Source organism: Pseudomonas sp. GXM4 (genome assembly GCF_008923895.1).
GTDB lineage: Bacteria > Pseudomonadota > Gammaproteobacteria > Pseudomonadales > Pseudomonadaceae > Aquipseudomonas > Aquipseudomonas atacamensis.
In genome coordinates, this window is the sequence record NZ_WBRZ01000036.1 from 16,683 (window position 1) to 29,108 (window position 12,426).

Here is a 12,426-nt window from a genome sequence, read left to right on the forward strand (position 1 = left end):
ATTGGCGCCAGCTTACCAGACACTTCGTCGAGAATTCGAGAAATTACCTACAGCCAGAAAGCATCCGTCCTAGGACGTCGTTCCTGTCGGGACAAAGCGCTGTGCTAAGCTGGCGACCCTTTTTTTACAGTGGAGTCTGGGCGATGAAGGCACGCATCCAATGGGCTGGCGAAGCCATGTTCCTCGGCGAATCCGGCAGCGGTCATGTCGTGGTAATGGACGGCCCGCCGGACGCCGGTGGCCGTAACCTCGGGGTTCGCCCGATGGAAATGCTCTTGCTGGGTGTCGGCGGTTGCAGCAACTTCGACGTGGTCAGCATCCTGAAGAAGTCGCGCCAGGCCGTTGAAAGCTGTGAAGCCTTCCTCGATGCCGAGCGTGCGACTGAAGATCCCAAGGTGTTTACCAAGATCCACATGCACTTCGTGGTCAAGGGCCGGGGCCTGAAAGAAGCTCAGGTCAAGCGCGCCATCGAGCTGTCGGCCGAGAAGTATTGCTCGGCGTCGATCATGCTCGGCGCGGCTGGCGTGGCAATCACCCACGATTATGAAATCGTCGAACTCGGCTGAACCGACATTCAACTATCATAAAAGCAGTGCAGACTCTGGCGATCCCCCGCTGACGTCTGCATAATGCGCCACTTTTTTCAGGGCAGTGATCGGTCAGCCGACAGGTCTTCCGCCTGAACAGATAACCAAAATCGCCATCGCGAAGAGGTGTTAACCGTCCTACGCAGGTGCGTTGTTCGCACTTGACGGGCATGCTTGATCACGCGGCCGCGCCGCATACATAGAGAGTTTTTAACGGTGAAAAGCAAACTCAAGCTCCACGGGTTCAATAACCTGACAAAGACCTTGAGCTTCAACATCTATGACATCTGCTACGCGGAGACCCCGCAAGACCAGCAGGCTTACGTCGAGTACATCAATCAAGAGTACAACGCGAAACGCCTGACGCAGATTCTCACAGAAGTTGTCGAGATCATTGGTGCCAACATCCTGAACATCGCCAGTCAGGACTATGAACCCCAGGGCGCCAGCGTCACGATTCTGATTTCGGAAGAGCCGGTGACCCCGACTGACAGCCAGATCGAAGAATCGCCGGGCCCGTTGCCCGAAATCATTCTGGCCCACCTCGACAAGAGCCACATCACGGTGCACACCTATCCGGAAATCCATCCGGACGACGGTATTGCGACCTTCCGTGTGGATATCGACGTGTCGACTTGTGGTGTCATTTCACCGCTCAAAGCGCTCAACTTCCTCATTCACCAGTTCGATTCGGACATCGTGACCGTGGATTACCGTGTGCGTGGCTTCACCCGTGACGTTGAAGGCAACAAACACTTCATCGACCACGAGATCAACTCGATCCAGAACTACCTCTCCGAAGACACCCGCGACGCGTACCAGATGACCGACGTGAACGTGTATCAGGAAAACCTGTTCCACACCAAAATGCTGCTGAAGAACTTCGAACTGGATAACTACCTGTTCGGCGACGCCACCAGCAACCTCTCGCCGGAGCAGCGTGCCCAGGTGACCGACCGTGTGAAACACGAAATGCTGGAAATCTTCTACGCGCGCAACATGCCGACCTAAGATTACCGGACAAAAAAAGGCGACCTCCTGGTCGCCTTTTTCATGCCTCACACAAAACCCCTGTGGGAGCTGGCTTGCCAGCGATAGGGCAATGTCGGGCGATACATATCTCAGATCCGATACGTACTCTTGGTCATCACCTTGGCCAACAAGCTCATCCCGAACTTGACCGGCGCCGGAAAACGAAATCCGCCCGCATCCAACGCACTTTCCGCATGGTGTTCTTCATCGATGCGCATCTGCTCAAGAATTGCCCGGGACTTTTCGTCCTCGGCCGGCAATTGCTCCAGATGTTTGTTCAAGTGCTTGCAGACCTGATGCTCGGTCGCCGCTACGAAACCAAGGCTGACCTTGTCGCTGATCAGCCCGGCCACCGCGCCGATACCGAACGACATGCCGTAAAACAGTGGATTCAGCACGCTGGTGTGGCTGCCCAACTGATGGATGCGCTGCTCACACCAGACCAGATGATCGATCTCTTCTTCAGCCGCGTGCTCCATGGCTGCGCGTACCTGCGGCAGCTTGGCGGTCAGCGCCTGTCCCTGATACAGCGCTTGGGCGCAGACTTCGCCGGTATGGTTGATGCGCATCAGACCGGCGACATGGCGGGTGTCTTCATCGCTCATTTGCGTATCCGGCTGCAGAATCGCTGGCGACGGGCGGTACGGCTGGCCACTGAAGGGCAACAGGGTGCGCATCGCGGCATCGGCTTGCAGCAGCAGACGGTCTATGGGCGAGTAGTGACGTTGGGTAGTCATGCTGACCTCCGGGAAGAATCTCGGCGGCCAGTTTAACCGAATCGGCCGGCGAGGGTTTGCGCTGGGTCACTTGCTGCGCGGTCAGGCTTTTTTGTGGGAGCGAGCCTGCTCGAGAAAGCGGATTATCGGATACTGAAGTGTTGAATGTATCGGCGCCTTCGCGAGCAGGCTCGCTCCCACAGTTGGTTGTCGCCAGTCAGCCCGGCGGCCAGTTCATCTGGCGCTGACCCAGCACGTGCATATGAATGTGATAGACAGTCTGCCCACCAAGTTCATTGCAATTCATCACCACGCGGAAGCCTTCTTCGCAACCCAGTTCCAGCGCCAGACGCTGCGCGGTGAACAGGATGTGCCCGGCCAGCGCCTTGTCGTCTTCGGTCAGGTCGTTGAGCGTGCGCACCGGTTTTTTCGGGATTACCAGAAAGTGCACCGGAGCCTGGGGGGCGATGTCGTGGAAGGCCAGAACCTGGTCGTCTTCGTAAATGATCTTCGCCGGGATTTCCCGGTTGATGATCTTGGTGAACAGAGTATCCACTGCTGTTTCTCCGTTGAGTTGGGCTGAATCGAGTGTACCGCTTCGAAGTTGTCTTCCTAGCGGGGGCAGTAAGCTTTGTTGATCATGCCGACGATGGTGCGATTGAGCCAGCGCGAACCCAGCCGCGGCAGGAACGCCAGCCAGCGATTGCGTCGTCCCGGAATGATGATGGCGCGGTTTTTATCCAGTGCGCGTACGGCATGCAGTGCCACTTCTTCCGGACTCATCAGCGAGTGGCTGCTTTCGATCTTTTCGCTACTCATCTGTGCGGTTCGGAAGAACGGTGTGCGCGTCGGGCCGGGGCACAGCACCGAAACTTTCACGCCGCTTTGTTTGAGCTCCACGCGCAAGGCTTCGGAAAAATGCAGCACATACGCTTTGCTGGCGTAGTACGTGCTCATCCACGGGCCAGGACTGTAGGCGGCGACCGACGCGACGTTGAGAATCTGCCCGCCACCCAGCAGCGCCATGCTGTTACCCACCGCATGGCAGAGGCGGGTGAGGGCGAGGATATTGACCTCGATGAGGTCCTGCTCGGTCATCCAGTCTTGCGCGAGGAATGGCCCGCAGGTGCCGATGCCTGCGCAATTGACCAGCAGATCGATCTGCCGGTCGCCTTCTTCAAGCTCCAGCAAAAAGCCCGACAGGCGCAACGGTTCGCCGAGGTCGCAGGCGCGAAACAATACCTCGACATCGAAACGCTGGGTCAGCTCGATGGCGATACTTTCCAGCTGATCACGCTGTCGTGCCACCAGAATCAGGCTGCGGCCGCGCCGGGCCAGTGCTTCGGCCATGGCCAAGCCGATGCCGCTGGAAGCGCCAGTGATCAGAGCGTAACGGGTCATGCAGTTCTCCATCGCAACAGCTCCGCGCCGGCGACGCGGTTGTCGCGGCAGGGAGCGCTGTTCATTCTTGCGCAGAGTCTACAGGGGCCTGCGCCGGTTCGGCTGCCTCGTCGGCGGAAATCGCTGGCGGTTCAACGACCTCAACTTCATCGCTGGTCACCGAGCCGCTGTCATAGCTGCTCTCCAGATTGCTTTCATATTCTTCCTGCACAGCCGAGAAGCCGCCAAGAAGGCCTCCGGCAAAAATCAGTGCGAAGAATACGATCCATAACGAGCACAGCACTTTGACGGCCGTGCTGTTCGGCGGTGGTGGCGGCCCATAGCGGTTGGCGCTGGTATTGCCGGGTACGACCATCATCACCAGCGGGAAGAAACTGCCGACGAACGGAACCAGATTCAACAACCACAGCCAACCCGACCAGCCGATATCGTGCAGGCGCTGAACGCTGAACAGAATGCTGACGATCATGAAGCCGAGGAACAGGAAGACCGCCAGAATGCCGCCGAGGATCAGCCCGGTAGTCGAGTCGCCGCTGACCAAGCCCAACGCAATCAAAGCAAACACGCCGACGATGGGCAGGGTCACCAGGCTCAAGACCATGGTCCAGGCCAGAAAGCGCAGGCGACCGATCCGGCCTTCGACGCTGAATGGCTTGAGCGTGGCGAATGGCGGCAGAGCTTCACCGACATTGGCGCGGGGTGGGGCGTAAGGCGAGTCGGGTTCGGCCACTGTTGCAGGGTTGTCGTGGACGTCCGCGAGATTCAGTTCGATGGCGGTTTCCGCTTCGATCCGCGCATCGATCCCGGTTTTGTTCAACGCCTGCAGATACGTCTGCGCATCGCTGTGAGACAAATCACGTTTGAGAGCGACGGTGCGGCCATTGAACAGGCGCTCGATGGCGGCCACATCGCTTTTGAACAGATCCGCCAGATTCAGTTTGGCGGTGGTGAGGTCGACGCCGGGCTGCAGCGCGCCGTCGAAGACGATCTTGTAACGAGTGTCGCTCATGGCCGAGGCATCCTTGTCGCGATTATTTGGCAGCCAGTCTGATCAGGACTGGCCAGATATGTTTTTCAGCGCGGCCAGCGTTGTGGCAACTGTGCAGCGCGCGCTTGGGCTTGACGATATTCGGCGTCGAGCCGCGCGATCAACTGATCCACGCTTGGCAGATCACCAATCTGGCCAACACCCTGACCCGCCGACCACACGGTCTTCCAGGCTTTGGCTTCATCGTTGATCGGCTTGAGCTTGTCGCCGAAATTGACCTCGCCCTTGCCTTGCAGGGCCGCCATGTCGAAACCGGCCGCCTCCAGGCTCTGGCGCATGAAACTGGCCGGCACTCCCGACACCGCTGGAGTATGAATGATGTCGGCAGCCTTGGCTGTCAGCAGCATTTCTTTATAAGCGTCAGGCGCGTGACTTTCGGTGGTGCCGATAAATCGCGTACCGAAGTAGGCCAAATCCGCGCCGAGCAACTGTGCGGCGAGAATCTCATGGCCGTGGTTCAAACATCCTGCAAGCAACAGCGTCTTGTCGAAAAACTCACGGATCTCGGCAATCAGCGCAAACGGACTCCAGGTGCCGGCGTGCCCGCCGGCGCCGGCCGCGACGGCAATCAGCCCGTCGACACCGGCTTCAGCGGCTTTCTCGGCATGGCGCCGCGTGGTCACGTCGTGAAACACCAGACCGCCGTAGCTGTGCACCGCGTCGACCAGTTCCTTCACCGCGCCGAGGCTGGTGATAACGATCGGCACCTTATGCTCGACGCAAATGTCCAGATCCGCCTGAAGGCGCGGGTTGCTGTGGTGAACAATCAGGTTCACCGCATAAGGGGCCGGATTATCCAGCGTCGCCAGGCCCGCTTCGATCTGTTCCAGCCAAGCCTTGAACCCACTGCTTTCGCGTTGGTTCAGAGCCGGAAAGCTGCCCACCACGCCGTTGCGGCAGCAGGCGAGCACCAGTTCCGGATTGGAGATCAGAAACATCGGCGCCGCCACGACGGGCAGACGCAGACGTTGTTCGAGCAGAGCGGGCAGCGACATTGAAAACACCCCGAGGATCTGTATTGGTTGAAGTTAGAACGGCTTGACCACGACCAGAATTACGATAGCCAGCAATATCAGAACCGGCACTTCATTGAACCAGCGATAAAAGACATGGCTGCGGGTATTTTCGCCACGGGCAAAGCGTTTTACCTGCGCGCCGCACATGTGGTGGTAGCCGATCAGCAATACGACCAGAGTCAGTTTTGCGTGAATCCAGCCGCCCTGGCTGAAGATTGATGGATTAAGGTAGATCAGCCAGCCACCGAAGATCAGCGTGGCGATCATCGCCGGGCCCATGATGCCGCGATACAGCTTGCGCTCCATGACGCTGAAGCGTTCCTGGCTGATCGTGTCGGTGCTTTGCGCGTGGTAAACGAACAGGCGCGGCAAGTAAAACAGCCCGGCAAACCAGCAGACGACGCTGACAATGTGAAACGCTTTGAGCCATAGATAGAGCATTTTTGGTTATTCCCTCATTCACGGTAGCCAGATAGTAGAGGCTTGAGCGTCCGCGCGTCACCTTGGCGGTTGTCGCAGGCGCGCGCGGCCCCTATTATCGACGGCTTTCCAGTGGGTTCGTTGAGGGCAGGTTTATGGTCAAGGTCGGTATCGTCGGCGGCACGGGTTACACCGGTGTCGAACTGCTGCGTCTGTTGGCACAGCATCCGCAGGCAGAAGTGGTCGTCATCACTTCCCGATCCGAGGCCGGTCTGGCCGTGGCTGACATGTACCCGAACCTGCGCGGTCACTATGACGGGCTGGCGTTCAGCGTGCCGGACGTGAAAACCCTTGGCGCCTGCGATGTGGTTTTCTTCGCCACGCCACACGGTGTGGCTCACGCCTTGGCAGGCGAGCTGCTGGCGGCGGGCACCAAGGTCATCGACCTGTCCGCTGACTTCCGTCTGCAAGATGCTGATGAATGGGCCAAGTGGTACGGCCAGCCACACGGCGCACCGCAATTGCTGGACGAAGCGGTCTATGGTCTGCCGGAAGTCAATCGCGAGCAGATCAAGAAAGCGCGCCTGATCGCGGTGCCGGGTTGCTATCCGACCGCAACGCAATTGGGTTTCCTGCCGTTGCTGGAAGCAGGTCTGGCCGACGCATCGCGTTTGATCGCCGACTGCAAATCCGGTGTCAGTGGTGCCGGGCGTGGTGCGGCTGTAGGTTCTTTGTACTCCGAGACGTCGGAAAGCATGAAGGCCTATGCGGTAAAAGGTCATCGTCATTTGCCGGAAATTCGCCAGGGGCTGCGTCGCGCGGCGGGCAAGGACGTCGGCCTGACCTTCGTCCCGCACCTGACGCCGATGATTCGCGGTATTCACTCCACGCTCTACGCGACAGTAGCGGATCGCTCGGTTGATCTGCAGGCACTGTTCGAAAAGCGCTATGCCAACGAACCGTTCGTCGATGTCATGCCAGCCGGCAGCCACCCGGAAACCCGTAGCGTGCGCGGCGCCAACCTCTGCCGCATCGCCGTGCATCGTCCACAGGATGGCGATCTGGTGGTCGTGCTGTCGGTGATCGACAATCTGGTCAAGGGCGCCTCGGGCCAGGCGGTGCAGAACATGAACATCCTGTTCGGACTGGACGAGCGCTTCGGCCTGTCACACGCCGGCATGCTGCCGTAACGTTAGCCGCAACCTGTAAGCCGCAAGCTTGAAGCTCACCGCTTGAAGCTTGCCGCTGCTCCTCTAATAGTTGACCAATTTTCTAGGACAAGCGGATAATGCGCGTCATCACGCATTATGGCGGCGTAACGCCGGGAGATAGTCAGCATGAGCGTCGAATCCTTCACCCCCACGGCTTTGCAATTCACTCAAGGTGCTGCGCACAAGGTGAAGAGCCTGGTCGATGAAGAGGGGAATGATCGCTTGAAGCTGCGCGTATTTGTTACGGGCGGCGGTTGTTCAGGGTTTCAATACGGTTTTACCTTCGATGAAGACGTGGCCGATGACGACACCATCGTCGAGCGCGAAGGCGTGAGCCTGGTGGTCGATCCGATGAGCTTCCAGTACCTGGCCGGTGCCGAGGTGGATTATCAGGAAGGTCTGGAAGGTTCGCGCTTCGTGATCAAGAACCCGAATGCCACCACGACTTGTGGTTGCGGGTCGTCGTTCTCGATCTGATCGCGCTTTACAGCACACAACAAAACGCCGCAGAGCCTTTCGGTTCCGCGGCGTTTTTGTATCTGAAGTTTAGGCCGGGTAGATGGCGCCGAGTACGCGCAGGCCGCGAGCGCCGGTGACGCTTGGCCGATTGGCGGCGATGCCTTCGAGGCAGCAATGAGCCAGCCAGGCGAAGGCCATGGCTTCCACCCAGTCAGGGTCAACGCCGTGAGTTGCGGTGCTGGCGACCTTGGTGTCTGGCAGTAGAGCGGCCAGGCGTTGCATCAGCGTGGCGTTGTGAGCGCCGCCGCCACAAACCAGCAATTCCTGAGTGTCCGGTTGAGCGCTTTGTAGCGACTCGACGATGGTCAGCGCCGTCAGTTCGAGCAGCGTGGCCTGAACGTCTTCGGCTGCGAAGGTTGGCAGGTTCGAAAGATGCTGTTCCAGCCATGGTAGATTGAAGACTTCCCGGCCGGTACTTTTCGGGCCTTTGGTGACGAAGAACGGGTCGCTGAGCAGCGCCTTGAGCAGGGCTGGTTCAACCTTGCCGGTCGCAGCCCATTTGCCGTCCCGGTCATAGTTTTCGCCACGTTGCCGGTGAATCCAGGCGTCCATCAGAACATTTCCCGGGCCGCAGTCGAAACCGGCTACAGGTTTGTTCGGCTCAATCAGGCTGAGATTGCTGAATCCGCCGACATTCAAGACTGCCTGGTTACCAGTACGCTCTTCAAACAAAGCTTCGTGAAAGGCTGGTACCAGAGGCGCACCTTGGCCACCCGCTGCGACATCGCGGCTGCGGAAATCACTGACGACGGTAATACCGGTCAACTCAGTCAGCAGGGCTGGATTACCGATCTGCACGGTAAAACCGCGCGCCGGCTCATGGCGAATGGTCTGACCGTGGCTACCGATAGCGCGGATTGCATCGGGCTTGAGTTGTTGTTGCGCGAGGAGGGTGTGAATGCCCGACGCGGCAAGTTCGACCCAGTGTTGCTCGGCAATCGCCGAGCGGGCGATCTCGTCGGGGCCGCTGGCGCACAAGCCAAGCAGCTCGGCGCGCAGGGAGTCAGGCATTGGCAGGTAGTGGGTGGCGATCAGTTTGATCGCCGAGGTCTGCTCGATCAGGGCGATGTCCAGCCCGTCGAGACTGGTTCCGGACATCACACCGATATACAGGGCCATGGCTTAGCGCTTGCTCGAGGCCAGCATGGTGGCCTTCTCTTGATCCATGCGCGCCATCAGCGGCTGGCTCTGCGCGAGGAAGCGCGCGCGTTCGGACTTGGCGATCGGATCGGCCATTGGCAGCTTCTGGCCGAGCGGATCGACGTGAACGCCGTTGACCTGGAACTCATAGTGCAAATGCGGGCCGGTGGACAGGCCGGTGGTGCCGATATAGCCAATGACTTGACCTTGCTTGACGCTGCCGCCGGTTTTCACGCCTTTGGCAAAGCCCTGCATATGGCCATAGAGCGTACGGTAAGTGTTGCCGTGCTGAATGATCACGGTGTTGCCGTAACCACCACGACGACCGGCCAGCAACACTTTGCCGTCACCGGCAGCCTTGATCGGCGTGCCTCGCGGCGCTGCGTAGTCGACACCTTTGTGGGCGCGGATCTTGTTGAGGATCGGGTGCTTGCGGCCCATGGAGAACTTCGAGCTGATGCGGGCGAAGTCAACCGGCGTACGGATGAAGGCCTTGCGCATGCTGTTGCCATCGGCAGTGTAATAGCTGCTGTTGCCTTGTTTGTTAGTGTAGCGAACAGCGGTGTAAGTCTTCCCGCGGTTGGTGAAGCGCGCCGACAGGATCGGGCCGGTGCCGACAGCCTTGCCGTTGATGACTTTCTGCTCGTAAATCACATCGAATTCATCACCCTGACGAATGTCCTGCGCGAAATCTATGTCGTAGCCAAAGACGCTGGCCATATCCATGGTCATGCTGTGAGAAAGGCCGGCGCGGGCCGCGGACTGCGACAGTGAGCTGTTGATGACACCGTGGACGTAGGCAGTGCGAACGGTTGGCTTGGCAGTCACTCGGTTGAACGAATAGCCCTTATCGTTCTTGGTCAAAGTAATGGTTTCAACGTCGCTGACTTTGCTGTGCAGGCTGGTCAACTGGCCTTCCGGGCTGAGTTCGAATTCGAGTTTCTGACCGCGCTTGAGTTGGCTGAACTGCTTGGCTTGCTTGTCGCTTGCCAGTATTTCGTGCACGGAGGCTGCCGGTAGGCCGACTTTTTCAAACAGGGTAGACAGCGTATCGCCTTTGGAAACCACGACCTCACGGTGCCCAGGCTCTTTTGGTTTCTCAGCAGGCGCTACAGGTGCTGGCGCGGTTTCAGCGGTTTGCGCGGTGTTTTCGTCGCTGTTTTCGATTTGTGCGAACGGCGAAGCTGCGGGCTCGTTTGTGGCTTGAGCGGCATCAGCAGCGTCTTGATCTTGTGTCAGTTGTTCAGCAGGACTTTCCAGTTCAAGACTCAGAGTCGTCTTTTTGGCTTCAACATCGCTGGAGGGAAATACCAGCAGCGCCAGGCTGAGAAGGGCGGCGATTCCACTTGCGGCGAGCAGGTGGGTCTTCGGGTAAAGCGGGGGCGCTTTAGACGGTTCTGTGGTCATAGGTAATTTTTGACTTTGAAATAGATGAATTGGAAAAGATGAATGACATGATGAAGATGAAATAACTGTATAAAATATAACCAAATCATCGCTGAAGCAAGTCTACAGACCTCGGGTCTGTGGATTGGTGTCCGTGCGCCGGGCAAAACTTGTAATTGGTGCGCGTTCTTGTATGGTTGGTTCCCTTTGAATCTGAGCCTTGCGGGTCTGTTATGAAGTCGGTTGAAGAGCAGCTAGCGCTGATTAAACGTGGTGCGGAAGAACTGTTGGTCGAGTCCGAGCTGGTCGAAAAGCTCAAGCGCGGCCAGCCGCTGCGTATCAAGGCTGGTTTCGACCCTACCGCTCCGGATCTGCATCTTGGGCATACCGTGCTTATTAATAAGCTGCGTCAGTTTCAGGAACTGGGGCACCAGGTGATCTTCCTTATAGGTGACTTCACCGGGATGATCGGCGATCCGAGTGGCAAGAGCGCCACGCGTCCGCCACTGACGCGTGAGCAGGTTCTAGAAAATGCTGAGACCTACAAGACTCAGGTTTTCAAAATCCTTGATCCGGCGAAAACCGAAGTTGCCTTCAACTCCACCTGGATGGACAAGATGGGGCCAGCGGATTTCATTCGCCTGACTTCGCAATACACCGTCGCTCGCATGCTCGAGCGCGATGACTTCGACAAGCGCTATACCACCAACCAGCCGATCGCTATTCACGAGTTCCTCTATCCGCTGGTTCAGGGTTATGACTCGGTCGCGCTGCGCGCCGATGTCGAGCTGGGCGGTACCGATCAGAAGTTCAACCTGCTGATGGGTCGCGAGTTGCAGCGTGGTTATGGCCAGGAAGCCCAGTGCATTCTGACCATGCCATTGCTGGAAGGTCTGGATGGCGTGAAGAAGATGTCCAAGTCGCTGGGCAACTATGTCGGTATTCAGGAAGCACCAGGCGTCATGTACAGCAAGCTGGTTTCCATCCCGGATGCGCTGATGTGGCGTTACTTCGAGTTGCTCAGCTTCCGTTCGATGGATGAAATCAACGCATTCCGGGCTGACGTCGAAGCTGGGGCGAATCCGCGTGACATCAAAATCAAACTCGCTGAAGAGATCGTTGCGCGTTTCCATGGTGAAGAGGCTGCGGCGAACGCTCACCGAGGCGCTGGCAACCGCATGAAGGATGGCGAACTTCCAGATGACTTGCCTGAGATCGAACTGTCTTCGGTTGAGGACATGCCAATCGCTGCCGTCCTTAATAAGGCAGGCTTGGTGAAGAACTCGGCAGCGGCGCGAGATCTGTTGGCGGCTGGCGGGGTGCGTGTCGATGGTGAGGTGGTTGATCGCTCCTTTATATATGTACTGGGCACGACTCACGTTTGCCAGGCCGGCAAGAAAGCTTTTGCACGTATTACGCTGAAATCTGAATAAAGTTGAAATTGGGGGTTGACGGCGAATTCCAGAGGTCTATAATTCGCCCCACTTCCGGCGCAGTCGAAACGGAAAACTCCTTGAGATTCAAAGAGTTACGCAGTTTTCGACAGCGGCTTGCTTCAGATCATCGAGGCCTGGAAGGAGTTGAAAGAGCAGTGATGTTTGGCTCTTTTAACGGTTCGATCTTCTCGGTCGAAAGCGGAGAAAAAGAGGTGTTGACAGCAGCGATTAACGCTGTAGAATTCGCCTCCCGCTAACGAGAGATCGGAAGCGCAAGTGGTTGAAGTTGTTGAAGAATTCTTCGAAAACTTCTGAAAATAATCACTTGACAGCAAATGAGGCTGCTGTAGAATGCGCGCCTCGGTTGAGACGAAAGATCTTAACCAACCGCTCTTTAACAACTGAATCAAGCAATTCGTGTGGGTGCTTGTGCAGTCAGACTGATAGTCAACAAGATTATCAGCATCACAAGTTACTCCGCGAGAAATCAAAGATGTAACCAACGATTGCTGAG

At 57.7% G+C, this 12,426-nt stretch carries 14 protein-coding genes; 6 read left to right on the forward strand and 8 right to left on the reverse strand.

Translation table 11 applies throughout. From position 1 onward, the window contains the following. Window positions 1–143 precede the first annotated feature (143 nt). Together F8N49_RS07885 and speD are read left to right on the forward strand one after the other, a co-directional pair. A complete protein-coding gene (locus F8N49_RS07885) occupies window positions 144–566 on the forward strand; it encodes an OsmC family protein (protein WP_016772921.1) in 423 nt (140 codons plus the stop codon). 237 nt (window positions 567–803) lie between these two features. Then, window positions 804–1,598, forward strand: a complete 795-nt coding sequence (gene speD, locus F8N49_RS07890) for an adenosylmethionine decarboxylase (RefSeq protein WP_024014530.1) — start codon at window positions 804–806, stop codon at window positions 1,596–1,598. Window positions 1,599–1,708: 110 nt separating this feature from the next. Here the strand turns inward: speD and coq7 are convergent, their stop codons facing one another. The 6 genes from coq7 to hemJ all read right to left on the reverse strand — a co-directional run bounded on the left by coq7 (window position 1,709) and on the right by hemJ (window position 6,241). Beyond that, complete coding sequence (gene coq7, locus F8N49_RS07895) at window positions 1,709–2,356, reverse strand: 2-polyprenyl-3-methyl-6-methoxy-1,4-benzoquinone monooxygenase (protein ID WP_151551103.1); 648 nt, start codon at window positions 2,354–2,356, stop codon at window positions 1,709–1,711. 196 nt (window positions 2,357–2,552) lie between these two features. Beyond that, window positions 2,553–2,891 (reverse strand): histidine triad nucleotide-binding protein, encoded by a 339-nt coding sequence (locus tag F8N49_RS07900; RefSeq protein ID WP_017128660.1) that lies wholly within the window; start codon window positions 2,889–2,891, stop codon window positions 2,553–2,555. 56 nt (window positions 2,892–2,947) lie between these two features. Further along, window positions 2,948–3,736, reverse strand: a complete 789-nt coding sequence (locus F8N49_RS07905; RefSeq protein WP_041476677.1) for an SDR family oxidoreductase — start codon at window positions 3,734–3,736, stop codon at window positions 2,948–2,950. A 61-nt stretch (window positions 3,737–3,797) separates the two neighbouring features. Beyond that, a complete protein-coding gene (locus F8N49_RS07910) occupies window positions 3,798–4,745 on the reverse strand; it encodes a DUF805 domain-containing protein (RefSeq protein ID WP_151551104.1) in 948 nt (315 codons plus the stop codon). Window positions 4,746–4,810: 65 nt separating this feature from the next. After that, window positions 4,811–5,779 (reverse strand): nitronate monooxygenase family protein, encoded by a 969-nt coding sequence (locus tag F8N49_RS07915; RefSeq protein WP_073476596.1) that lies wholly within the window; start codon window positions 5,777–5,779, stop codon window positions 4,811–4,813. Between the two features lie 33 nt (window positions 5,780–5,812). Then, a complete protein-coding gene (gene hemJ / locus F8N49_RS07920; RefSeq protein ID WP_071173754.1) occupies window positions 5,813–6,241 on the reverse strand; it encodes a protoporphyrinogen oxidase HemJ in 429 nt (142 codons plus the stop codon). A gap of 134 nt (window positions 6,242–6,375) precedes the next feature. Between hemJ and argC the strand changes: the two genes are divergently transcribed. Continuing rightward, the gene (gene argC / locus F8N49_RS07925) at window positions 6,376–7,410 is read left to right on the forward strand and encodes an N-acetyl-gamma-glutamyl-phosphate reductase (protein ID WP_151551105.1); all 1,035 of its coding nucleotides are present in this window, start codon (window positions 6,376–6,378) and stop codon (window positions 7,408–7,410) included. 147 nt (window positions 7,411–7,557) lie between these two features. Beyond that, the gene (gene erpA, locus F8N49_RS07930) at window positions 7,558–7,908 is read left to right on the forward strand and encodes an iron-sulfur cluster insertion protein ErpA (RefSeq protein ID WP_007918905.1); all 351 of its coding nucleotides are present in this window, start codon (window positions 7,558–7,560) and stop codon (window positions 7,906–7,908) included. Window positions 7,909–7,977: 69 nt separating this feature from the next. Here the strand turns inward: erpA and F8N49_RS07935 are convergent, their stop codons facing one another. Further along, a complete protein-coding gene (locus tag F8N49_RS07935; protein WP_151551106.1) occupies window positions 7,978–9,069 on the reverse strand; it encodes an anhydro-N-acetylmuramic acid kinase in 1,092 nt (363 codons plus the stop codon). A 3-nt stretch (window positions 9,070–9,072) separates the two neighbouring features. Then, entirely contained in the window at window positions 9,073–10,497 is a 1,425-nt protein-coding gene (locus F8N49_RS07940; RefSeq protein ID WP_151551107.1) for a peptidoglycan DD-metalloendopeptidase family protein, read from the reverse strand. A gap of 212 nt (window positions 10,498–10,709) precedes the next feature. On the opposite strand from F8N49_RS07940, the gene tyrS reads away from it, so the two are divergent. Then, window positions 10,710–11,909 carry a tyrosine--tRNA ligase gene (gene tyrS, locus F8N49_RS07950; protein ID WP_016772931.1) on the forward strand — a complete coding sequence of 400 codons (1,200 nt, stop codon included), beginning with the start codon at window positions 10,710–10,712 and terminating at the stop codon, window positions 11,907–11,909. Window positions 11,910–11,989: 80 nt separating this feature from the next. Further along, entirely contained in the window at window positions 11,990–12,169 is a 180-nt protein-coding gene (locus F8N49_RS28035) for a hypothetical protein (protein WP_218574831.1), read from the forward strand. Window positions 12,170–12,426: the final 257 nt, after the last annotated feature.